Source organism: Streptomyces sp. NBC_01707, from assembly GCF_041438805.1.
Taxonomy (GTDB): domain Bacteria; phylum Actinomycetota; class Actinomycetes; order Streptomycetales; family Streptomycetaceae; genus Streptomyces.
The window spans coordinates 161,728-183,941 of the sequence record NZ_CP109191.1 but is presented as its reverse complement, the minus strand read 5'-3'; the positions used below and the strand labels follow the sequence as shown (position 1 = coordinate 183,941).

Here is a 22,214-nt window from a genome sequence, read left to right as displayed (position 1 = left end):
GGGCGACGGACCGGTGGCGGAACCCCTCACACGCCTAACCGGGCCATCCCCACAAGATCTTGTTACGACCTCTACGGACGACCGGTCCGCGGACCATCACCACCTCGTTCCCGGACAGCCCTCAGTAACCCGTCGAACTGCCGCATCCGCAACCCGGTGAACGTCTCCACCCACAACGGCTCAGCCCTCAACACCGCACCCATGCAAGGGAAAAATGCCCGGCCCAAAGCCTTCTGCAACATGCTTTAGTCGGCACATCGCATCCGATTGCCACTAGCAGTTTCTCGGCGCTTCCTCCGCATCTCACCCAGCGGTGCCATTTAGGCTACACACCCCCTCTCTCTATAACATTCAAGAGCGTCAATCAGCCTCCTCCATTAGAGCGGAATTCCCTTACGTAAGAGGACGGCGTGACGCCATAGACTTCCTTGAATTGGCGAATAAAGTGACTCGCGTCAGAAAATCTCCACTTGGCCGCAATAGAAGATATTTTTTCAGTCGGGTCAGAGCTCAACAGGTCATTTCGCGCCCCCTGAAGCCTTCTCATCCGCACATACCCCATCGCGGAGCTGCCGGCATTCGAGAATGCGCGATGCAGTGTCCTCACAGACACCGATATAGCATTCGCTATCAGCGCGGGACTCAACTCTGGACATTCCAGATTATTGTCGATGAAATCTTGAGCAACTGCCAGTGTTGCGCTATCAAACTCTCGAGAAGAAAGAACATTTGCGCTGGATACCGCGCCAGCGAGCAGCGATGATGCCGCTTCTTCAGTAGATGCTATGCCGGATAGGCTCAAGCGCCCCAGGTCCTGCGACTTCAACTGCTGGAGGAAAGACATTGCGATCTTCGCTTCCGGCTTCGAGGCATCGAGAAGGACGGGCTGATCCGCGAGACGTAGACCACCCGTATTTTGCAATATCGGAATCTTTGGCAGCATGACCCACCGGTAGCTGGTGTTGGCAGACTTCCAAAACCTCCAGGGTCTCCGAGTGTCAAATATGCACGCCTGACCAGCTTTGACGATCAGCGATGTCTTGCCGTTCTCGAGTCTCATCTCGCCCGAGAGTACGAACTTGGCGATAATACCGCTCTCGCGATCTCCTCCCCCAGAGATCCCCCTTATTTCATCGGTGTATTGAGTGGCATACGTTAGAGACCCCAGTCGGTACCCGCTCGCCCGGAATCGGTAGCAATAGATTCCTCCATAGTCAGGGATCTCGATGTCGCTTATGTGATTGATTAGACCCGATGCCGGCATCCTCATAAGGTCATGCATTTCGGTGGTGTATCGCGATTTTATGTTCACCGCTTGGACTGTGCGAAACCCGAGAGAGGTCGACTTTACTGAAATTCTTCCCTCGAATCGAATCCCACCGAATTTCCCTCCATTACCAAAATCACGCGACATAATGAACCTCACTTCAGGCGGGAATGCAATCGATCGAGACAGCGGGGTCCGATTTCCATAAATCCCCGACTTGAGATTAGTTTTTGACATGCAGATCTCACGTAAGATACTTCATGGCACGGAGATTCATAGGATTTCCATGCCGCAACGTAGAACTTTAGTGCCGCATAGGTTTTAACTGCAGATGGGAGAGCGTGCTCAGAACCTCCGCAGGTCTTCGAGCACGCAACTCAAGTTGACCTGACCAACCATTTGCAGGTTGAGGAGGCGGCCTGACGAGGCTCGTGATGCGGGTGGTCGCGCATCGAAGTTTGCGAAGAAGCTGCCAGGTCTCTTCAAGGTGGCGAGGACTTGCTTGACAAGAGTCCGGATCTTCGCATGGGACCGGGCGGACGGCCTGCTGAGCGGGGGAAAGGTGACCCAACGGACGCAGCAAGGGGTGCAGATTGCCCCGTCAACACCCCGTAGGCCTTGCCCACCCAGCAGGTGATGCCAGGTGCGGTGAGAGCGTCGAGGCTGCCGTAGTGGTCGGCTGCCCAGACGTCGTGGAGAGCTCAAAGCGGGGCAGTGATACTCACAAGAGACAGCCCTCGCACCGTCTTCCTCGGTGGTGCGCAGAGTGTGATGCAGCCATAGGCCACCGTCCAACCACGCCACCGCCGACGCGCCCCAACTCAGGCTTCTAGCGCTTCACCGAGTGCTTACGCTGATCGTGCCGTGCACCTGCGGTCGTGGCTACGCCGACATCGGCGTCGAGACCGAGAGTGACCCGATGGAGATCCTCTTGGAGCTCCGGCTTACGGCTGGTCAGTGTCTGCACGACGAGAAGGACCTGCTCGATGCCAACATCACGGCCAACCCGCCCCTCAGGCCGGCCGGCGCCTGACGGTAGCGGGGGGCGGCCGCAGCATCGGTTAAGGCGCGGAGACCGTCCCGAGATGCTCCCCCACCGTCACATCACGGGAGCTCCATCCAGCATGCCCGACCAGCAAGCCGGAATGGGCACCACTTCACAGCAGGAGGCGCACCCCCAATGCCCGGACAGTCCGGGGTGCGCCTCTTTATGTCCCGCCGAGGGGCAAAAACAGGAGATCCATGATGCCTGCCAGCACCTTGTCACAGCAGCCTGTCCGCACACTGATCATCTGGTGACGGTGCCACTCACGCTGGCCGCGATCGCTGACGACGTTTGGATGCGGCCGCGTCTGAACAGCGGTACGGCTGCCCTCGAAAAGCTGGCCGCGCTGCGCGAGCAGCTTCGCCAGTCGCTCGCTCTCGATGACGGCTGCATCCTCAGATCCACCGTGTCCATCGGTTTCGCGAGCGCCGGATCATCTCGAGAAGACCACTCGTTGGGCAGGCCGCGTTACAGGCCCATGTTCTTGGCGATGATCGTCTTCATGATTTCGCTGGTACCGCCGAAGATGCGGTTGACGCGGTTGTCCGCGTACAGGCGGGCGATCGGGTATTCGTTCATGAAGCCGTAGCCGCCGTGCAGCTGCAGGCAGCGGTCGATCACGCGGTGCGCGACCTCGGTGCAGAACAGCTTCGCGGAGGCGGCCTCGGCCGGGGTCAGCTCGCCGGCGTCGAGGGCCTCCAGGGCGCGGTCGGCGACGGCCTCGGCGGCGTCCACCTCGGCCTGGCAGGCGGCCAGCTCGAACTTGGTGTTCTGGAACGAGGCGACGGTCTTGCCGAAGACCGTGCGGTCCTGGACGTACTCCTTGGCGAACCGGACGGCCGCCTTGGCCTGTGCGTACGCGTCGAAGGCGATGCCCCAGCGCTCGGACGCCAGGTTGTGGCCGAGGTAGTGGAAGCCCTTGTTCTCCTCGCCGAGGAGGTCCTCGACGGGCACCTTGACGTCGACGAACGCGAGTTCGGCGGTGTCGGAGGTCTTCAGGCCGAGCTTGTCGAGCTTGCGGCCGATGGAGTAGCCCTCGGACTTGGTGTTCACGGCGAAGAGGGATATGCCGAAGCGGCGGTCCTCGGCGGTGGGCGCGGAGGTGCGGGCGCAGACGATCACGCGGTCGGCGTGCACGCCACCGGTGATGAAGGTCTTGGCGCCGTTGAGGACGTAGTGCGTGCCGTCCTCGGAGAGCTTGGCGGTGGTCTTCATGCCCGCGACGTCGGAGCCGGTGCCCGGCTCGGTCATCCCAAGGGCCCACATCTCCCCACCGGTGACGAACTTCGGCAGGAAGCGCTTCTTCTGCTCGTCGGTGGCGAGCATCTTGATGTACGGCAGGCCGAGCAGCACGTGCACGCCGGAACCGCCGAACCGGACACCGGCGCGAGCGGTCTCTTCAGCTATGACGGCCTCAAACTTGTACGAGTCGATGCCGGCGCCGCCGAACTCCTCGTCGACACTGATGCCGAAGACGCCGAGCTCCGCGAGCTTGTAGTAGAAGTCGCGCGGCGCCTGGCCCGCGGCGAACCACTCGTCGTAGACGGGAACGACCTCGGCCTCGATGAAGGCCCGCAGGGTTTCCCGGAACGCCTCGTGATCCTCGTTAAACACCGTACGGCGCACCGCTATAACCTCCGATAAATCGATAATGCAAACACATGCAACTTTCCCCCTAATATGCGCGCCCACATTTTACCGCCCCCGCATCTTTTGCGATAGAATGCCAGGGCCTGCATTTGGAAAACCGGCGACAGTGACTGTCGTAACCATCTGGGGCAGTCAAACGAAATCAGCTGGCTCTGGAGGCGAAAGAACTGGCGGCGGATCCGCATTCGCTTGGACTGGTCGAGCCAGGTGAAGGTCCGCTCGACGACCCAGCGGGTCTTGGCCTGCGTGGAACCGCGGGCGGCGCCTTTACAGGCGATCTTCCGGGTTATGCCGCGGGCCCAAAGGAGACTGTACTTATTGTAGTCGTAGCCACAGTCCGCAGACAGTCGACGCGGCAGGCCACGAACGAACCCCCGCGGGTCCCGGGTATCGCATCCCTTAAGGGCATCAACTGCATGATGCCGTGACGGTTTCCGCTGTTCAGCGACACGGTCAACGGAGGGCTGCGCCGGTCGACGATCAGGCAAGTCCGCGGCCCACAACTCGGCCAGACGCCAGGCTCGGTCCAGTCCCGCAGAGGCCAGGCCCTCACGCCACCGCAGCCGACCAGCTCCGCCGGAGCATCCCGTCGACTCACACCCCTGCACAGCACGCAAAACGATCCCCCGCAGCGCATCGTGGTGATCCGTCAGCAACCGCCCGGGAGACCGATGGCACCCGGACAGACGGGCCGGCAACAGCGGGACCATGTGCTCCCACAGGTCAGCAGGTACAAGATCAGCAGGCGCAGACCAATCCCGCCCACACAACCACCGACTGCCGAGGCCCCCAACGAACCTCATTCTGAAATGATCAGTTAGCGGGTCCTGATGGATTTCGCCTCTCGGACCGAGGGCGACCGACGCACACCTTTGGCACCAGTGTTCTATGCGATCACTTCGTCACTCAGTAGCCTGGTTGCCGCTGGAAACTGTTTTGGGATGGCGTCAGTCCTGGCTCACCGGGAATTGTTGCCGGTTTATTGACTCATCCAACTTATATTAGTCTACTGTGAAACACCCGCGGCACCTTCACACCCCCTGAAGGTGCCGCGGGTTTGCAGCAAGGCACTGCACTCCGACGCCAACGGCCAATCTGCATTGGTAAGAACGGGGCGTGAAAGACGGGCTCGCCCGGGCCTATGATGCGGTCGGTCTGAGTAGGTTCGAGTCGTGGGCCGTGTGGCTGGCATCGATCCTGGTTCGTAGCGGTCGACCGCCTGGCGACTCCCCGTGGCTGAGCGAATCCAGACAGTGGGCCCCGCTCCGCGTCGGGTCTTCGTGGCTGGCCGTCGGCCGGCCCGCGCGTGTTGTCCGCAATGTGGTAGGCGTTCGCCAACGGAGGATCGCTGCGTACCCTGCCGGGCACGGGAGCCATGGCACAACGCGACAGGACGATGTCCGCCGCCGTGTTCAGCCCCGAGGAGTACGACGCCCGCGTCGATGTCCTCCCTATCCCGGCCGCGTCTGGGGCAGCTCATCGGCCGCCCGGTGCCGAGCGATCTCGTGGCCCGGCACTTCACGGCTCTGCCTGGCACCCGGCTACGTGCCGACTTCGCTCTTGCAGACGTGCCCTGCCCTGGGTCTCCCGGGAGTTCACGCTGGCCGGCTGGGCGACGTCCTGGTCGGGCATGCTCCGCGCTCCGGTACCCCAGGTGCGGTGAGTGGGGTGGACAACCGAGGCCAGCCGCTGGCAGACGGGCAGACGGGTGAGTTGTACGCGGTCGGCGGCGCGCTCCCCTTTTCGACACCGTTCTCCGCCCCGGGCGCGCACCGCGGCCCTCGCAGGAGGCTCCGCAACTGCGTTCCGGAATGTCCGCGCGAAGCCTCCTAGCGGCGGACTCGAAATGGTCAGACAGCCGAAGGCAGCCACCTGATCAGAAGTTCCCAGACTCATCAGGCCTGCGAGGGGCCTCCTACATTCCTCGTGACCCCCACAGGAGCCCCCTAAGGGCTGTCCCGTAATCCCAGGAGGCTGAGGGTCACGCGGTGTCCGGGTCGGTGCCGACGGCGCCGGCCGAGCGAAGCGAACGCCCGAGGTCTTTGGTGAGGATGCGGGGGTGTCGCCGCCACCACCACAGGTCGGGGCCGGGCAGCCTGTGGAACTGGTCAAGTGCTTGGCCATCATCGTCCACGGTCGCGGCCTTGTACCGGTCATCCAGAGCTTTAATCTGCGGGGTCCAGAGCTGGACGATGTGTTCATCCAGCAGGAGCCACGCCTCGTGCAGCCAGTTCCGGCAGTACAGGTCGTTGGTGTACTCGTAGATGTCGTCGCCATAGCCACGCTCGATGAAGCTCACCAGGGTGGCCCACGCGTTCACCCTCTCAGCGACTGTGAATGCCGTCCGCCAGCCGCGCTGGTGCAACAGCTCTCCCACCTCGGTTTCAGTAGCCACAGGCGCGAGGCTCTCACGCCGGATCCGTCCGGACGAACGAGATATGTCCCGCCAGGGGCTGACCGGACCCGCACGATGATCAAGATGAGACGATCTCGCCGTGCCTGGTGTAATCACGGCTTCGGAGCCGTCCTGGATAGGCCGTTCACCGGGCTGAGCCCGCGGCAGTTCGGGAAGCTGGTGACGGTTCTGCGGCGCGAGGGTGCGGATGCGGTCCGCAGGGGCCGACCGTGGAGTCTGCCGCTTGAGGACCGGGCCCTGCTGGTTGCGGCCTACTGGCGCACGAACCTGACCATGCGCCAGCTGGGCCCACTGTTCGGGGTTTCCAAGTCGACGGCGGACCGGATCATCGATCACCTCGGGCCGATGCTCGCTCTCCAGCCCCGCAAGCGGTTCGCGAAAGACACCGTGCTGATCGTTGACGGCACCCTGGTGCCCACCCGCGATCACACCGTCGCCGAGCAGTCGAAGAACTACAGGTACTCCACCAACCATCAGGTCGTCATAGACGCCGACACCCGCCTGGTCGTGGTGGTCGGCCGGCCCCTGCCCGGCAACCGCAACGACTGCAAGGCGTGGGAGGAGTCCGGAGCGAAGGCCGCAGTCGGCAAGACCATGGCCATCGCCGACGGGGGCTATCCGGGGACCGGGCTCGTGATGCCCCACCGGCGCCGCAAGAGCGAGGAATTGCCCGACTGGAAGCAGGCCCACAAAAAGTCTCACAAGCAGGTCCGCGCCCGCGTCGAGCACGTCTTCGCCCGCATGAAGACTTGGAAGATCCTCCGCGACTGCCGCCTCAAAGGCGACGGCGTCCACCACGCCATGCTCGGCATCGCACGGATGCACAACCTCGCCCTCGCCGCATAGACCATCCCGCCGCACAGCAGCCCACCATGCCCGAGGCCACTCAGAGATCATTTACGGGACGGCCCTTAGCAATCGATTTCGTAGAGCCGGTCCCGCTACCGCTACTGTCCACGGCTGCATATACGCGGCTCGACTCCGACCCGACGTAGGTTCCAGCAGAATTCAACTGCTTGCGAGAGAAGTGGGCCAGGTGAAGCTTCCCCGTGTTGCAGAAGGCTTTGCCTGGACAGGCCTGCGCGGGTTTCATGGCGGGGGTGATCATGCGGCGAGGGCGAGATTGTACATGTGAGTCACCGACTGCACAGCGTGGTGGAGACCGTTTCCGCGCTGTCGGCAGTCACGGAGGATCTCGTACTGCTTCATGCCGGCGAAGGCATGCTCGACGCGGGGCCCGGACTCTCCGGTGCTCGGTGTTGTCGGCTTCCTCGTCGCGCAGCAGGGCCCGGCCGGCGCGATTGCGGTGCGGGACGACGAGGACGGTGTTGATGTGAGCGCCGTCAGCGAGGACGGTCACGCCCGCACTGATGCCGGCCAGGCGGGGTGCCAGCCCATCCCAATACGAAACCACTGTCTGTGCCGGGAGATCTGCGTAGCGGCGGCTTCGGCGTCGAAGCCGCCGGACTCGGAGCTCATGAACGTCTCTGGGGATGGAGCGGGCGCTGCGCGCCCGCGGACAGAGCGGACTCGATGATCGTGGTGTTGCGATGTTCTTGGTGCGGGCGGGCCGTGCGCGCTGCATCCAGCAGAAGAGTTCGTGCTTCGGGTTCGGTGAGGTGGCCACCCTGGATCAGGCCACCCGCGGTGTAGGCAGCGCGGTTGAGCTTCTCCGTAAAGCTCGCGCCCTGTGGGATCGCGACGCAAGCGGATACGGCATCGAGAAGTGGCTGCATCATGCGCTCTGCGGCTTTCGGGGCTCGACGCTGTCGTGGAGGCTTGGGCGGGTGGGCTGCTGTGGGCTGGGTCGTAGGAACGTGGCCGGTGCGGACGAGTTCCGTTGCGATCCAGTCCGGCAACGGGGCGGGGTAGCGGCATGCGCCGATCCGGCGGTACGTCCCAGCCAGAGTTCGGGTTTGTGGGGCGACGATGTATCCGTTGTCTGCGCGGATGTCGACCTGCCAGGCCAGGGCCCTCTTGAGACTTGAGCCGGTTGAAGACCGGTATCGGATCTCGGGGGCGGGATTGCGATACCAGATGTGCAGTCCCCCTGACGGGGTCTGCACGCGCAGCGTGGTGTCCTGCGTGGTGGGATCCGGCTGGCTTCGTAGGGCAGCCAGGAGAGCCAACGTGTCGAAGCCGGTGGCCAGACCGGCAAGGTTGACGTCCGGGCCGATCGGAATGCCGGGCAAGAGGCGGGAGCGGTCGGGGACCTGAGACGCGTGTGCGTCGACGTCCAGCACTATCAGGTTGGCGGGCCCGCATGAGACTCCGACACCGAAACGGGGTTCCTCTCGCCACCACTCGTCGATATGAGCAGGGATTGTCGTGGCAGCGTGGAATCCGTGACACCAACGACCCAAATCACGGCACTCACAGGAAGTGATGGAGTGCCCCTGTCCCCTGCAGGTTTGGCAGTTGGCCGGCGGGACCTTGTAACCAGGAGCAAGCGGGTGGACCGGCCAGCCCTGTTTGGCGCACCAGAGGGCGACAGCACGACCCGTCCCGCTCCCGCGGGGGGTCGCGTCCTGCATCGCGGGCGGGCTGGCCAATGAATCGTCCTCGTGCGTCCGTGCTTGAAGTCTGTATTCCTTCAGGCCCGCCGTCGACGGATCTATAGGTCTGACGGGACTAAGATTTCGGAATTGACCAGCAGAGCGTAGCTCAGCAGGGCAGGACGAGCAGGCGGGGGCCGCCAGTCCCGTAGTCCCGTTGCTCTGCCACCCCTGCGGAGACAGTTCAGTCCCCAGTTCAGTCCCGTACCTGATATGCCGAGGCACTACACGCGCGTGTCTAACCAAGTACCTCTAACGCGCTGATAGCTACCGGCCTGAGTCGCGTCAGTCCCTCTCACTGTGGAGACGTCGCCTAGGCTTGTCCCGTAAAGATCTTCGAGTCAGTGTGGCCGTGATCGGCTGCTGCCTGCTGTGCTCGTCTATCGGCCGAGGGCACGGTTGTGCAGGCGGGCGATTCCACTCATCGCGTGGTGTATGCCGTCGCCCTGCAAGCGGCAGTCGCGGAGGATCTTCCAGGTCTTCATGCGGGCGGAGGCGTGCTCGACACGGGCGCGGACCTGGCGGTGGGAAGTGTTGTGCTCTTCCTTCCAGGCCTGCAGTTCGCTCTGCCCGCGATCGCGGCGGTGCGGGGTAACCAGGCCGGTGCCCCGGTAGCCGCCGTCAGCGATCACGGTGGTGCGGCCGACGGTGCCCTTGGCTCCGGACAGTGCCCACGCCTTGCAGCCATTGCGGTTGCCGGGCACGGCCGGCCGACCATGACGACAAGCCGGGTGTCGGCGTCGATGACAACCTGGTGATTGGTGGAGTAGCGGTAGTTCTACGACTGCTCGGCCACCGTGTGGTCGCGGGTGAAGACCAGGGTTCCGTCCACGATGAGCACGGTGTCCTTGCGGAACCGTCTGCGGGGTTTGAGCGCGAGCAGGGGACCGAGGTGGCTGATGAGCCGGTCATCCGCGGACTTCGAGACGTCGAACAGTGGTGCGAGCTGCCGCAGCGTCAAGTTGGTACGCCAGTGGGCCGTGCCCAGCAGTACCCGGTCCTCCAGCGGCAGGCTCCACGGTCGGCCTCTGCGGACCAAGTCAGCCCCTTCACGCCGCAACTGTGTCACCAACGTGCCAAAGCAGCGGGGGCTCAGCCCGGTGAACGGGGCCTATCCAGGGCGGCTACGGCGCCGTGATCACACCAACCACGGCGGGAGCCTCACACGGTTCCAGCCGCGGCTGGTGTGCTGATCACGTGCTGGGCAGGCGGAGCGCTCCGGACCAGGTCTCGCACCGGACACGGCCAGAGTCGAAGGCGATCTCTAGTGCGAGCCGCTCGTTGTCCGGGGCACCCACTTCGCTGACTGCCAGTACCGTCTTGCCCAGATGGTCCGCGAACGGGGTCTCGCCGCTGATCGACGCCACCTCGATGCGACCTGACTCCGCCATGTCGTATCCCGTGAGGGGCCGACGTCTCCACGATCAGGCACCAGTTCGAACCGGTCGTGATGTGCGTGGCGACTGCCTCGCCGTCGATCAGCCACACGTCCAGCGGGTCGGAGGGAACCTCCGTGCCGTACAGATGCCACGAAGCCACCACTTATTCAAGACGCCTCCCGACCAGGTAATCAGGACGCACATCGGCCCCGTGCAACGGGCACTCGCTCACCCTCATCGACTCCACCCAACGACCGTACCGTCAGGTAAACGCCCAGCTCACTCCTTATACGGGACAGCCCTTAGAATCAACTTGAGTACAGCCTCAGAGAGTTCTTAAAGAGGTTCAGCAGGGCCTCCAGGAGGAGATCTTGTCGTTCGTGTCCTGGACCTTCCCATCCCAGATGTACTTTACGCTGCGGAGGTCTGACACAGAGCCGCCAGCAGGCAGCACCATGTAATTACCCTGGAAGCTAGCGTCGTCATAGAAGCACATCCGGACCGGAACCGCGGCAATCGAAGAAATCTTGTCATTAGCCGCACCGAGCTCCCGGAGAGTTGCGACCATTGTCGGGTAATTCTTACAATTGACGAAGTTGACATCCATGCACACGGTAACCGTGGACGCCGCATTGGCGGTGCCCACGTTGACGATTGTTACTCCACCCGTAAGGGCTGCTATAGCGGCGACACTGGACAGAGACTTCATGAACTTCATTCGTTTTCCTTTATTACCCGTCTCGCCCATGAACGGAAAAGACGTAAGATATGGCCATATTTCCAGTTCGTCTGAGGTTTAGATAGAACATAGGCGCCATCATTGATGAACATGCTGCTGCGCTCGTTCAGTTGCGCTACCTTGTCGTGCTCCCATGCGTCCCGCGACGCTGTCCCGCCAATGAACCGATCCATCAGAGCCCACGACGCAGAAGACGCCGCCGACGTTCGAGCCCATTGCCACCTTCTGGGCCGTGCCGGCAGCGCCTGAGCTTGGAGCCGTAGAAAAACGTCACTTGCCCGGTCGAGGAAGTAGCCGTTTCCGATGCCTGCCCAGGTGACCTCGACGATGCCGTCGTAGAAGGTGAGCAGGTCCGCCGGACCGACAGCCGAGCTCATCTTCGAGGGGGCGGACGCAGGCCTCTAATAGACCAACAGCGTCACGCTCTGGTGGGGCGGGCAGACCACGTCACTGCGGATGCCTTCAGGACGGGGAGCGTAGCGGCAGAGCAGTGAAGAGGGCCCGGCTGTGACGGGCCCTCTTACGCGAGTGGATTCAGCCCGAGACGCCCGAAGGCTTCGGGCGTCCATGGACTGACTATTCGTTTCAGCCGTGGACGATATTCTCGGCCTGAGGGCCCTTCTGGCCCTGGGTGACGTCGAACGTGACGTGCTCGCCCTCGACCAGTTCGCGGAAGCCCCCGCCGGAGATATTGGAGTAGTGGGCGAAGACGTCCGGGCCGCCACCTTCCTGCTCGATGAAGCCGAAGCCCTTGTCACGGTTAAACCACTTCACGGTGCCACTGGCCATACTATTGTCCTCCGAATAACGCCGGGGGCTCCCCCAGCTGCATGGCTGCGTATGACTGCCATGTTGAGCTCGTCGTTGCAAAGTTCCTTACTCGGTTGTCGCTCGTGGTTCGCTCAGCTGCCACTGAGCGGGATGCGCAGGCTGACAGTTCCGCGCAGATTTAGCCAGGCGGTGCCGGGGCCGCGGACCAGCCGGAGCACGACGTGGACGCAGTCAGGGCAACGGGCGATCAACCCGGGCCCGCGGCCCTAGACGCGCAGCCCGGCGACGGGTTCCGCGCAGCCGCAGCCGGTGCAGGTGGCGACCGCATCGGTCAGGTCGACGGCGAAAACCCCCGAGAGGGGATGGCCCATGACGTTGCCGTCCTCGGGGGCATCGTCATAGGCGTCGTACGGTGCGTCGATGGGGAGCCTGGTCATGTCAGCCTCCGCTGGGACCGAAGCGTTCGGTGCGGACGAGTCCAGGGGCGTGACCGAGCCCGACCAGCTGGTCGGCCACACACTCGACGAAGCCGGTGGGACCACAAACGTAGACGGTCGGCTCGAGGTCGGGCGGCCACCCGGACGCCACGAGGTCCTCGGCGCGCAGCCGGCCGGGCGGGCGCCGCGATCCCTCGGGGGCGGTGCGCGTGTAGACGTACTCCACGTCCAACCCCGGGTCGGTGTGCCGCAGTTCGTCCTGGTAGAGCCGGTCCTCCGGGGTGCGCACCGAGTAGATGAGCCGGAACGGCGACCGGCCACCGACGGCACGACGCGCGCGGACCATCGCCATCAGCGGGACCAGTCCGGAGCCGCCGGCGACCAGGAGAACGGGCTCGGTCTGCTCCGGGCGCCACACAAACCAGCCGCCAACCGGCCCGCGCAGCTCCACCGCATCACCGGCACAGAACACGTCGACGAGGTACGGCGACACCTCCCCGTCCGTGACGCGCTGCACCGTCAGCTCGACCTGCTCGGCGCCCGGTGCGGACGCGATCGAGTAGCTGCGCTGGGTGCTGTAGCCGTCGGCGGCCGTCAGCCGCACGTCCACGTGCTGGCCGGCCAGGTGTCCCGGCCAGCCGGGGACCTCCAGGACCAGGGTGCTCGCCCCTCGTGTCTCCGACCGCCGCTCCGTCAGCGTGGCCGCCCGCCAGGGCAGCCGGTCGCCTAGTCGCCCTGGTACCGCTGTTCGCGCCATGGGTCTCCGTAGTCGTGGTAGCCGGCGCTCTCCCAGAAGCCCGGTTCGTCGTCGAGCAGCAGCTGGATGCCGCGCACCCATTTGGCGGACTTCCACAGGTACAGGTGAGGGACCAGCAGGCGGGCCGGGCCGCCGTGCTCCGGGTGCAGGTCGTCGCCGTCGTAGCCGTAGGCGATCCAGGCCTTCCCGTCGAGTAGGTCTTCCAGGGGTAGGTTGGTGGTGTAGCCGCCGTAGGAGTGGACCAGGGCGAACTCTGCGGCCGTCTCGACGTCCGCGAGCAGGAGGTCGAGCGCGACGCCCTGCCAGAGAGTGTCGAACTTGGACCACTTGGTGACGCAGTGCAGATCCACGGTCGGCCGCTCCGAGGGCAACCTCATCAGGTCCGTCCAGGTCCAGGTGTGCTCGGCGCCGGTCTCGGTGGTCACCGTGAACTGCCAGGTGTCGCGGCTGACCCGGGGCGTGGGTCCGGCAGACAGCACTGGGAAGTCGTAGGCCTCGTACTGTCCGGGCGGCAGCCGCCCGTCGGAGGATCTCGGCCGTCCCCGGAAACCGGGTGAGAAGGTCCCCACAGTGTCACCCCCTTCCTGTCGTGCTTTGTCGATTTCACTGTGGATGATGAAGTAGCGTCGTGGAGCAGGGTGGGCTTTGACGAGAGCTGAGTTCCTGCTGGTGACCATTGAGCTCAGGCCGTGAGCGATCATCCGCCGCGTGTCACTGATGCGGAGCGAATGCGCGTGTCCTCGGTGCCCATTACCTTGCCTACGCTCTAAATTTTGAGCGCGAGAGAGCACGATAGTTGTGGTCCATGGATGGCTATCGAGGCGAGCGGCCAGTCGGAAGCTGCGCAGTGCCGGTCAGCTCATCCGACAGGATCGGCTGGAGCATCTCGCCCTTTGCGAAGGCTCAAATCCGCTTGCCGGGAACCGCTGATGGCCACGGCACAGTGGCTGCGTGGCTCCGTCGTCAGGCCTGCGCGCGCTTCGGAAGCCGCCAGTTCGGGCGGACGAAGTGGCAGGTGTACCCGTCGGGATAGCGCTGGAGGTAGTCCTGGTGCTCGAGCTCCGCCTCCCAAAACGGGCCAGCCGACACGACCTCAGTCACGACCTTCCCGGGCCACAGACCGGAGGCATCGAGGTCGGCGATGGTGTCCTCGGCGACGCGCTTCTGCTCATCGTCGAAATAGTAGATCGCGGACCGGTAGCTGAGACCGATGTCGTTGCCCTGCCGGTTCCTCGTCGACGGGTCGTGGATCTGGAAGAAGTACTCCAGGATCGTCCGGTAGTCGGTCTTCGTGGGATCGAACGTGATCTCGATCGCCTCGGCGTGCGTACCGTGGTTCCGGTACGTCGCGTTCGGGACATCGCCTCCGCTGTATCCCACCCGCGTGTCCAGGACACCCGGGAACGTCCGGATCAACTCCTGCATGCCCCAGAAGCAGCCGCCCGCCAGCAGTGCCTTCTTCTCCCGCCCGCTCATAGCGCTAGCCTTTCACTGTCAGCCAGTAACTGCGTTTGAACATTTTTAGGCACCCTGTCGGACTGTCTCGCGCGGGTCCAAGAGCTTAGCCCTCATCGGGCGTCAGCCGCAGCGTGACTCGAACTTCTCTGTCGAGGTGAACAGCTCGGCGCCGCAGGCCCGACAGGAGAGACGCACTTCGTTCTGGTGTCGGTGTACTCACCGATGAAGTCGGCTCCGTGCCGGCCATGCGTAGCACCGAGTATTCGGCCGGGGTCAGCTCCACGCGCCGCTCTTCGTCCGGCTTTTCGACGTCGTACGACATGAAGCTCAACCCTTTGGGGATAGAAGAAGGCGTGAGAGCCGCCTTGTTGGGAGCGGGAGAGCCTCCGACGTCAGGGCGGGCGGTGCGAAATGATGACACCGATCCCTCTCGTGGCTCTGTACACGTCGAGTAGGAGCGTTTCTACAACAGTTCGGGAGGCACTTCGGCGGCCGGCGCGGAGCTGTTATTCATGACGATGGGCGGCACCGCCCACCGCCGGGGAAGCGCCCCGCCGTCTGAACCGCCATCGGAGCCCGGGTGGCCGAGGACAAAAGCGCTGGCCACGGGGCAAGGCGATCGGCGGCGCAGCATCGACGCCGTCACGCGGGCCGTGGCGGCGCACTGCCTCCCGTTCTCATCGACATCGACATTCCAACGCAGCAGGTGCCTCCCGCAGTCCTGAACAACTACTGTCGTGAGTCGTCGATAAACCCACTCTCGGCAGACCGAGATAGACTCCCGGATCTCCGGTGAGTTGGTCCCGACCGCGTTCGGGACCAACCCGATTCGGCGAAGCCCGGGCTGTCTGCGGGCCAGGATGGGCTTGCCTCCGTCGCCCAACGTTGGCTTCAGAACTTCAGAACTGGTGAGTTCTTCGCTCCAAGCTCGGTTAGGCAAGGTCTGATACCTCGATCTCGGAGATAGAGCCGCAAGCCCCAAGTGTCATATGACGGCGTATGACAGGGCCTTCGCAGATCACAGATGAGGGGGATCGATGCGACTAAGCGGGGAGCGAGGCAGTACCGATACGCAGCGAGCCAATCGCGCGGCGGGGCCAACAGCTGACTCTGGGTAACGATGTTATCCAGAGTCACCTGGTACAGCCGGGTCCAGACTGACAGTCAGGACTGGATGAAGGCGAGGAGGTCGGGGTTAAGGACGTCCGCGTGGGTGGTCAGCATGCCGTGCGGGTAGCCCGGGTACGACTTCTGCGTGCCGTTCTTGAGCAGGTCGACCGCCCGCGGGACGGAGCTGGCGAAGGGGACGACCTGGTCGGCCTCGCCATGCATCACCAGAACCGGGACCGTGATCTTCCGGAGGTCCTCGGTGTAGTCCTCCAGCCACGAGTTGGGGGTCTCGTAGTGGGCCTGGATGCTGCCAGCCATGGCCTGCCGCCACCAGTTCGCGATGACCCCTTCGGACCGCTCGGCTCCCGGAAGGTTAAATCCGTAGAACGGCCCTTCCGGCACCTCACGGAAAAAGTCCGTCCGATTGTTCAGGGTTCCGTCCTTGATCGCCTCGAACCACTCCGGAGGCTGGCCCGCAGGGTTGTCCGCAGACTGATACATGTTCGGCGTCAGGGAGGCAACCAGCACGGCCTTGGCAACCCTGTCCTGGTAACGGGCCACGTAACGGGCAACCTCGCCGCCGCCCGTGGAGTGTCCGATGTGGACTGCGTCCTTAAGACCCAGGTGCGCGGTCAGCGCCGCAAGGTCCTCGACCCAGTGCTCCATGTCATTACCCGTGCTGACCTGCTCCGACCGGCCATGCCCGCGCCGGTCGTGAGCGATCACCCGGTAGCCGTGCTGCAGGAAGAACATCATCTGCGCGTCCCAGTCGTCAGCCGACAGGGGCCAACCGTGACTGAAGACGATCGGCTGACCAGTACCCCAGTCCTTGTAGTAGATCTCTACACCGTCTGGAGTAGTGATGGTAGGCATGAGCTCATTCCTCTCGCGTGGTTAACCCTGGCCGGCAGCAACACCGACCCAGCCATCTAAGGACGTACGAAAGCATGGGAATAGGAGATGAGTGACTCGAGGCACACACGAGGCACGCATCTTCCTCCCGAGGGAGGAGGCCGATTGCATGACCCAGCGTCAAAGGGTGACAACGTAGCGGGTGGTGTTCCTCGGTTTGCGGGAGGCCTGGCCTGGATCATGAATGCCCGCCATGTCCGGGACTATGACCCCCTAGTCCAGCACTCCGAGACCTCCTCGTGCCTGGGCAGCCGACTTCGCGTTGAAACTGCCCAATATCATGACTCGCATGTCTGACCACATCACGCGGATCAACCCCGCCACTCTGCATGCCACCCCCGGCTACCACCACATCACGATTGTGGAAGCCGGCCGCACCGCACACCTCGCCGGACAGTGCCCACTAGATCTGGCAGGTAACCTGGTCGGCCCGGGCGACATACTGGCCCAGACCGACCAAGTGGCTGCCAACGCACTGACCGCACTTGCCGCCGTCAACGCGCGCCCCGAGCAGGTTGTACGGGCGGTGATCTACGTCGTCACCACAGAGCCCGGCATTCTCCGCGAGGTCTCGACACGGCTGCGGAACTCCTCCCTCGCACCCGCCTTCGGCGCAGCAAGCACCCTCTTGGGTGTCGCACAGCTCGGCTATCCCGGGCAGCTCGTCGAGATCGACCTCTCCGCCGCGCTTCATGAGTGACGCTCAGAGTCAAACTGGTTGACCTTGAAGGAGCTCACCGAGCGTGCGTCCGAAGATTTCACCGTGCACGGGGGCCCGACCAACGCCCTCGGCACTTCACGTCCCAGAGGCTGCTATATCGCGTCAAGCGATTGAGGTTCGAGCGGCGCGCCCAGACGCGCCGGATCTCCTCCGCTAAGGTCGCCACCCTGCTGTCCATGGAGGGTCGGCGAGCCGGTCGTAGTGGTCGGCCTTGGCGTGCAGACGCTCCGAGATTCGGCGCAGCCGGTAGTGCTTGGGCAGCACACCAGCGGCCCGGAACTGCGTGCCCGCCCCGAGATCGGTGATCTGTCTGTCCCTCGTCGTGCAGCCGGACCGCACCCGCGCTGAGAAGGGTGTTCAGGCCCCAGCCCACGCCGAGCGCGACCGTGTGGCCGGTGCGATGGATCTTGGGCACGGCGTGGGTGCAGGCGAGATCGGCGCGTACCTTCCCGCCCGCGATGCGCAGGGTGGAAGGGTGGATCACCGCGTTCGTCAGAACCGTGGGCGGCAGCGTGATCGAGCACTCGACCCAGCTCCAGTCACGATATGTTTGCGGGATTGGCCGAGTGGGGAGTTGCAGCCGCAGCAGGGCCCTCGTCGGCTCGGTCACGGACCGTTCGATGTGGCCTGCTGCCCGTCGCAGGCGGGGAGGAGCAGCATGCGGGCCACACGCGATGTGGGCTCCAGCTCGAACACGTCGACCAGGCACGGCCGAGTTGCGCTCGAAGGAGGTGATCTGCCGAGTGCGGGTACGAATGATGTTGGACGGAGGGTGCTCGCCGCCGGGCATCGCGGCACGCACGGCGTCCCATTCCTCGCCGGTGCGCTTCTTCGGGACTTCCGGGCCCCACGGCCAGCACACCGGCCACCAGATCGGCTCGCCACTTCACCGACCGCAGTGCACGACCACCTACTCCTGGGCCATGCGCACGATCCGATCGTTGACCTTCACCTCGCAGAAGACCGTCTAGTCCAGGCGGCGCAGTGCCATCCACGCGTTCGACGGCAGCTCCCGGCCGCCCGGTTCTTGTCCGTCAGCCAGTTCATCCACGTCGGTGGAATTCCAATGTGCGACCGGCAGCGCGCAGGTCATACCGGCCACGAGGTCAGCACACCAGCCCACCCGTTCCGCCAGAGCAGGACTCGGCCAGCAACCGCTTGCGGTTCTCCGCACTATGCATCCCATACAAGCGCCCGGCGAATGTCGTCACCAGAGAGACAAAATCCTCCAGCAGCTCATCCCGGCCGCCGAGCTTCTTCGGGTGCAACACTTCCACGGTGAGCCCGTACACGGCGAACAGCCGCCTAAGCCAGCTCACACCGAACCGGGCCAGCCAGGGCCCTCGTGCGTGACGCGCACGACAGTGACTGATCCGTCGGCCACCATCGTCAACACCCGGTTCAAACCGGGCCGGTTCTCCTTCAGGCCCGAGCCACGATCCCGGACGACCTTGACGATCTTGCCCGTCGAGGCGGCCCGCAGCTCGACCTCCTGCACCTCCAACGAGGACTCCCGCCCGGACGAGCCGGACACGCTCATGTACAGCAACTCCAGACGCGGGCGCGAAATTGAAGAGTCACTGCTGCGCTTCACGTTCTCGACATCAACCAAGAATAACCGGCGCTCACGACCGACCCACGTGAAAGGGGATCTTGCGTTCCAAACGCCCACTGACGAAACGTCATCGGGTGTATCCCGAGACGCTTCGCAGCCTTGGACATACGCAGCAACTCCATGCCCGGAACCATGCGTGCACACAACACTAGGCATGACGACGAAGTTGGTGAGCCTGTTGAGCACGGGCAGTGGGATCAGGCGTTCTTGATGGCGGAGATGTCGAAGTTCAGCTTTATCTTGTCGGAGACGAGGACGCCGCCAGTCTCCAGCGCCGCGTTCCAGGTGAGGCCCCACTCGGAGCGCAGGAGCTCAGACTTGCCCTCGAAGCCCACGCGCTCGTTGCCGAACGGGTCCTTCGCGGCACCGTAGAAGTCCAGGTCGATGCAGATCTCCTTGGTGGCGCCGAGGATCTCCAGGTCGCCCGTAATCCGGTAGTCGTCGCCGCCCAGGGCCTCCGCCTTGGTGGAGCGGAAGGTCATCGTCGGGAACTCGTCCGTCTTGAAGAAGTCGGAGGTCTTCAGGTGGCCGTCGCGGTCAGCGGACCCGGTGTCGATGCTGTCCATCTTGATGTCGAGGCTCGCCGTGGACTTGGACGGGTCGCTGCCATCCAGGTGCAGCGAACCCGTGAAGTCAAGGAACGAACCCTTCACGTTCGTGACCATCGCGTGGCGCGCGACGAAGCCGATCGTCGAGTGCGACGGGTCGATCGTGTAGTCGCCGGTCAGCGCGGCCAACTCAGGGGTGACGTGGGTCGCGGCGGCCGCCGGCGACTCGGCGGCGGACTTGCGGCCGAAGATGCCCATAATTGTGCTCCTTGGGACGGGCCACGGTTCCGAGCGGAGCCGTGACGTCGGTCTGCTTTATCTTCAATAGGACTACAGGTGGATCTCATCCATTCAAGTTCAACATCATCCGCTCCGTACTTCGAAATTTAGATTGTCGCCTACAGAATCGCGAGTGCGAGCCGGGTATCTCAGGAGTGGTCGCAGATCCTTCCCGAAATTTGATATCCGGCCGCAACGGAGAACCACGGGGTGCAGGTCGAAAGCACTCCGTAGATGTGTTGCGAGGAATGCCGTCACACCTGAGGGCCGATCGCGCAAGTTAGCACGCTCAAACGTCAGTCAGAGTGAAGATGCGTGCCGCAGGAGTGCCCACGGCGCTCATCTCCTATTCAGGTTTTCTCGCAGGGTCTTAGATCTCCCATATGGGGACTCTTCGCAGTTGAAGGTTCACTCCATTGCCACAAGGTAGCTATCTTGCAAAATTGACACTCATTTAGACTGGCTAGTAGTTCCAATCAGTACGGGTCATTCAGCACTGCTCTCACAGCATTTCGCGGAAGTCCTTTGCAAGATTTACCAGAGTCCAGAACAATTCGATGAAGGAAGAAAAATGCGAGAAAAAGCGTTGGAGGCGCACGTGACGCAGGGACCGCTCACCACGGAGGCCGGCGCGCCGGTCGCCGACAACCAGAACAGTCAGACCGCAGGCGTCGGTGGTCCGGTCCTGGTGCAGGACCAGTCGCTGCTGGAGAAGCTCGCGCACTTCAACCGTGAGCGCATTCCGGAGCGCATCGTGCACGCCCGTGGCGCCGGTGCGTACGGCACCTTCACGCTGACCCGCGACGTCTCGCGGTGGACGCGTGCGAAGTTCCTCTCCGAGGTCGGCAAGCAGACCGAGACGTTCCTGCGCTTCTCCACCGTCGCGGGCAGCCTCGGCTCCGCCGACGCGGTGCGCGACCCGCGTGGCTTCGCGCTCAGGTTCTACACCGAAGAGGGCAACTACGACCTCGTCGGTAACAACACCCCGGTGTTCTTCATCAAGGACGCCATCAAGTTCCCGGACTTCATCCACACCCAGAAGCGCGATCCGTACACCGGCTCGCAGGAGGCGGACAACGTCTGGGACTTCTGGGGGCTGTCGCCCGAGTCCACCCACCAGGTGACCTGGCTCTTCGGTGACCGCGGCATCCCGGCCACGCTGCGCCACATGAACGGGTACGGCTCGCACACGTACCAGTGGAACAACGAGGCCGGCGAGGTCTTCTGGGTCAAGTACCACTTCAAGACCGACCAGGGCATCAAGAACCTCACGCAGGCCGAGGCCAACAAGCTCGCCGGCGAGGACCCGGACAGCCACCAGCGCGATCTGCGCGAGGCGATCGAGCGCGGCGACTTCCCGTCATGGACGGTGCAGGTCCAGATCATGCCCGCGTCCGAGGCGGCCACGTACCGCTTCAACCCGTTCGACCTCACCAAGGTCTGGCCGCACGAGGACTACCCGCCGATCGAGATCGGGAAGCTGGAGCTCAACCGCAACCCCGAGAACATCTTCGCGGAGACCGAGCAGTCGATCTTCAGCCCCGCGCACTTCGTGCCGGGCATCGGCCCGTCCCCGGACAAGATGCTCCAGGGCCGCCTCTTCGCCTACGGCGACGCCCACCGCTACCGCGTCGGGATCAACGCCGACCACCTGCCCGTGAACCGTCCGCACGCCACCGAGGCGCGGACGAACAGCCGGGACGGCCACCTGTACGACGGCCGCCACAAGGGTGCGAAGAACTACGAGCCCAACAGCTTCGGCGGACCGGTCCAGACCGACCGTCCGCTGTGGGAGCCCACCTCCGTCACCGGTGAGACCGGTACGCACGAGGCGCCGCGCCACGCCGAGGACAACGACTTCGTGCAGGCCGGGAACCTGTACCGGCTCCTCTCCGAGGACGAGAAGGTGCGGCTGATCGACAACCTCGCCGGGTTCATCGCCAAGGTCTCGCGCGACGACATCGCCGAGCGCGCGATCAACAACTTCCGCCAGGCGGACGGCGACTTCGGCAAGCGGCTCGAGGTCGCGGTCCAAGCCCGTCGCGGCTAAATCCAGAATACGGCCCGAGGGGTCGCCCGATCCTCCCTTTCCGCACTGAGTGGGTCGGCCCCCCTCGGTGACCGTCAGCGGGCGGCGCCCGTCCAGCAGCACTACCTCGGACGAGCTGGGCTCGCGTTCAGGTTTAGAGCTCCGCTCACCGACCCCGTCGGAACTGTCCGACCGGCCGAACACAGGACGCCAAAAAGGCAAATGCCCTGCACGAGCTTCGTGACGAGAGACGCAGGGCTTGTATCGCTACGCCACAGGTATCCGCCAATCTGACGAGTGTCCTACTGCGCGATCTTTCCTCCTTCACCATGCGCCCAGCTACGAATCTGCCACTGCCCCTGACAATCATTGCTCGGAGGTTCTCGTGCCTGAATGCCTGGCCGTCGGCCACCGCAAACTTCACCCGCCTCAACCCGGTTTGGCATATCTGCCGCCGCCCGTCCGCGACACCCTCACCTGGGCTTGATCATGGATACACGACGCAGCGGAGTACATCTTTCCCCCG

General features: G+C 63.9%; 18 protein-coding genes and 6 pseudogenes. 4 read left to right on the top strand and 20 right to left on the bottom strand.

Features of this window, described 5'->3' with window-relative positions; all coding sequences use genetic code 11:
- Positions 1-74: 74 nt before the first annotated feature.
- Positions 75-203 (bottom strand): annotated as a pseudogene (locus OG963_RS43770) (IS5/IS1182 family transposase); the annotation flags it as partial.
- Positions 204-364: 161 nt separating this feature from the next.
- On the bottom strand, positions 365-1,060 hold the full coding sequence (locus OG963_RS43765) for a helix-turn-helix domain-containing protein (protein ID WP_371800402.1): 696 nt from the start codon (positions 1,058-1,060) through the stop codon (positions 365-367).
- A 1,051-nt stretch (positions 1,061-2,111) separates the two neighbouring features.
- On the opposite strand from OG963_RS43765, the gene OG963_RS43760 reads away from it, so the two are divergent.
- Positions 2,112-2,300 (top strand): hypothetical protein, encoded by a 189-nt coding sequence (locus OG963_RS43760; protein ID WP_331750174.1) that lies wholly within the window; start codon positions 2,112-2,114, stop codon positions 2,298-2,300.
- 480 nt (positions 2,301-2,780) lie between these two features.
- Here the strand turns inward: OG963_RS43760 and OG963_RS43755 are convergent, their stop codons facing one another.
- Positions 2,781-3,938 carry an acyl-CoA dehydrogenase family protein gene (locus OG963_RS43755; protein WP_331750171.1) on the bottom strand — a complete coding sequence of 386 codons (1,158 nt, stop codon included), beginning with the start codon at positions 3,936-3,938 and terminating at the stop codon, positions 2,781-2,783.
- 2,005 nt (positions 3,939-5,943) lie between these two features.
- Positions 5,944-6,357 carry a hypothetical protein gene (locus tag OG963_RS43750; protein WP_331750166.1) on the bottom strand — a complete coding sequence of 138 codons (414 nt, stop codon included), beginning with the start codon at positions 6,355-6,357 and terminating at the stop codon, positions 5,944-5,946.
- 100 nt (positions 6,358-6,457) lie between these two features.
- Here OG963_RS43750 and OG963_RS43745 point away from each other — a divergent pair.
- A pseudogene (locus OG963_RS43745) lies at positions 6,458-7,224 on the top strand (transposase).
- 258 nt (positions 7,225-7,482) lie between these two features.
- Here OG963_RS43745 and OG963_RS43740 read toward each other — a convergent pair.
- The 13 genes and pseudogenes from OG963_RS43740 to OG963_RS43680 form a co-directional block, all read right to left on the bottom strand.
- Positions 7,483-7,759 (bottom strand): annotated as a pseudogene (locus OG963_RS43740) (transposase family protein); the annotation flags it as partial.
- Positions 7,760-7,853: 94 nt separating this feature from the next.
- Entirely contained in the window at positions 7,854-8,912 is a 1,059-nt protein-coding gene (locus OG963_RS43735) for a bifunctional DNA primase/polymerase (protein WP_331750160.1), read from the bottom strand.
- 401 nt (positions 8,913-9,313) lie between these two features.
- Positions 9,314-10,048, bottom strand: a pseudogene (locus tag OG963_RS43730) (transposase).
- A gap of 78 nt (positions 10,049-10,126) precedes the next feature.
- Positions 10,127-10,324, bottom strand: a complete 198-nt coding sequence (locus tag OG963_RS43725) for a hypothetical protein (protein WP_331750158.1) — start codon at positions 10,322-10,324, stop codon at positions 10,127-10,129.
- Between the two features lie 334 nt (positions 10,325-10,658).
- Positions 10,659-11,030 (bottom strand): hypothetical protein, encoded by a 372-nt coding sequence (locus OG963_RS43720; RefSeq protein ID WP_331750155.1) that lies wholly within the window; start codon positions 11,028-11,030, stop codon positions 10,659-10,661.
- Entirely contained in the window at positions 11,027-11,428 is a 402-nt protein-coding gene (locus tag OG963_RS43715; protein ID WP_331750152.1) for a hypothetical protein, read from the bottom strand. Before OG963_RS43715 ends, OG963_RS43720 begins: the two co-directional genes overlap by 4 nt.
- A 208-nt stretch (positions 11,429-11,636) precedes the next feature.
- Entirely contained in the window at positions 11,637-11,840 is a 204-nt protein-coding gene (locus tag OG963_RS43710) for a cold-shock protein (RefSeq protein ID WP_331750150.1), read from the bottom strand.
- Between the two features lie 113 nt (positions 11,841-11,953).
- Positions 11,954-12,259: pseudogene (locus tag OG963_RS43705) on the bottom strand (DUF6510 family protein).
- Between the two features lies 1 nt (position 12,260).
- Positions 12,261-13,016, bottom strand: coding sequence for a ferredoxin reductase (locus tag OG963_RS43700; protein ID WP_331750148.1), 756 nt, complete (start codon positions 13,014-13,016; stop codon positions 12,261-12,263).
- Positions 12,986-13,585, bottom strand: coding sequence for a sulfite oxidase-like oxidoreductase (locus OG963_RS43695; protein WP_331750319.1), 600 nt, complete (start codon positions 13,583-13,585; stop codon positions 12,986-12,988). Before OG963_RS43695 ends, OG963_RS43700 begins: the two co-directional genes overlap by 31 nt.
- 394 nt (positions 13,586-13,979) lie before the next feature.
- On the bottom strand, positions 13,980-14,492 hold the full coding sequence (gene msrA / locus OG963_RS43690) for a peptide-methionine (S)-S-oxide reductase MsrA (RefSeq protein WP_331750145.1): 513 nt from the start codon (positions 14,490-14,492) through the stop codon (positions 13,980-13,982).
- 105 nt (positions 14,493-14,597) lie between these two features.
- Positions 14,598-14,796, bottom strand: a pseudogene (locus OG963_RS43685) (peptide-methionine (R)-S-oxide reductase); the annotation flags it as partial.
- An 842-nt stretch (positions 14,797-15,638) separates the two neighbouring features.
- Positions 15,639-16,457: an alpha/beta hydrolase gene (locus OG963_RS43680; protein ID WP_331750143.1), complete on the bottom strand. Its 819-nt coding sequence runs from the start codon at positions 16,455-16,457 to the stop codon at positions 15,639-15,641.
- Positions 16,458-16,785: 328 nt separating this feature from the next.
- Between OG963_RS43680 and OG963_RS43675 the strand changes: the two genes are divergently transcribed.
- Positions 16,786-17,196, top strand: a complete 411-nt coding sequence (locus OG963_RS43675; protein WP_331750139.1) for a RidA family protein — start codon at positions 16,786-16,788, stop codon at positions 17,194-17,196.
- Positions 17,197-18,323: 1,127 nt separating this feature from the next.
- Here the strand turns inward: OG963_RS43675 and OG963_RS43670 are convergent.
- From OG963_RS43670 to OG963_RS43660, 3 genes are all read right to left on the bottom strand, one after another.
- Positions 18,324-18,509, bottom strand: a complete 186-nt coding sequence (locus OG963_RS43670; protein WP_371800401.1) for a hypothetical protein — start codon at positions 18,507-18,509, stop codon at positions 18,324-18,326.
- A gap of 23 nt (positions 18,510-18,532) precedes the next feature.
- Positions 18,533-18,757, bottom strand: coding sequence for a recombinase family protein (locus tag OG963_RS43665; protein WP_371800400.1), 225 nt, complete (start codon positions 18,755-18,757; stop codon positions 18,533-18,535).
- Between the two features lie 272 nt (positions 18,758-19,029).
- Positions 19,030-19,638 (bottom strand): YceI family protein, encoded by a 609-nt coding sequence (locus tag OG963_RS43660; RefSeq protein ID WP_331750133.1) that lies wholly within the window; start codon positions 19,636-19,638, stop codon positions 19,030-19,032.
- 592 nt (positions 19,639-20,230) lie between these two features.
- On the opposite strand from OG963_RS43660, the gene OG963_RS43655 reads away from it, so the two are divergent.
- Positions 20,231-21,709: a catalase gene (locus OG963_RS43655; RefSeq protein ID WP_331750130.1), complete on the top strand. Its 1,479-nt coding sequence runs from the start codon at positions 20,231-20,233 to the stop codon at positions 21,707-21,709.
- The last annotated feature ends 505 nt before the right edge of the window (positions 21,710-22,214 follow it).

Excerpts from the sequence above, each read along its gene's own strand:
- OG963_RS43715 (WP_331750152.1), bottom strand. The coding sequence starts at position 11,428 with ATGAGCTCGGCTGTCGGTCCGGCGGACCTGCTCACCTTCTACGACGGC.
- OG963_RS43710 (WP_331750150.1), bottom strand. The coding sequence starts at position 11,840 with ATGGCCAGTGGCACCGTGAAGTGGTTTAACCGTGACAAGGGCTTCGGC.
- OG963_RS43700 (WP_331750148.1), bottom strand. The coding sequence starts at position 13,016 with ATGGCGCGAACAGCGGTACCAGGGCGACTAGGCGACCGGCTGCCCTGG.
- OG963_RS43725 (WP_331750158.1), bottom strand. The coding sequence starts at position 10,324 with ATGGCGGAGTCAGGTCGCATCGAGGTGGCGTCGATCAGCGGCGAGACC.
- OG963_RS43660 (WP_331750133.1), bottom strand. The coding sequence starts at position 19,638 with ATGGGCATCTTCGGCCGCAAGTCCGCCGCCGAGTCGCCGGCGGCCGCC.
- OG963_RS43765 (WP_371800402.1), bottom strand. The coding sequence starts at position 1,060 with ATGAGACTCGAGAACGGCAAGACATCGCTGATCGTCAAAGCTGGTCAG.
- OG963_RS43680 (WP_331750143.1), bottom strand. The coding sequence starts at position 16,457 with ATGCCTACCATCACTACTCCAGACGGTGTAGAGATCTACTACAAGGAC.
- msrA (WP_331750145.1), bottom strand. The coding sequence starts at position 14,492 with ATGAGCGGGCGGGAGAAGAAGGCACTGCTGGCGGGCGGCTGCTTCTGG.
- OG963_RS43665 (WP_371800400.1), bottom strand. The coding sequence starts at position 18,757 with ATGAGCGTGTCCGGCTCGTCCGGGCGGGAGTCCTCGTTGGAGGTGCAG.
- OG963_RS43720 (WP_331750155.1), bottom strand. The coding sequence starts at position 11,030 with ATGAAGTTCATGAAGTCTCTGTCCAGTGTCGCCGCTATAGCAGCCCTT.
- OG963_RS43655 (WP_331750130.1), top strand. The coding sequence starts at position 20,231 with ATGCGAGAAAAAGCGTTGGAGGCGCACGTGACGCAGGGACCGCTCACC.
- OG963_RS43675 (WP_331750139.1), top strand. The coding sequence starts at position 16,786 with ATGTCTGACCACATCACGCGGATCAACCCCGCCACTCTGCATGCCACC.
- OG963_RS43735 (WP_331750160.1), bottom strand. The coding sequence starts at position 8,912 with ATGCAGGACGCGACCCCCCGCGGGAGCGGGACGGGTCGTGCTGTCGCC.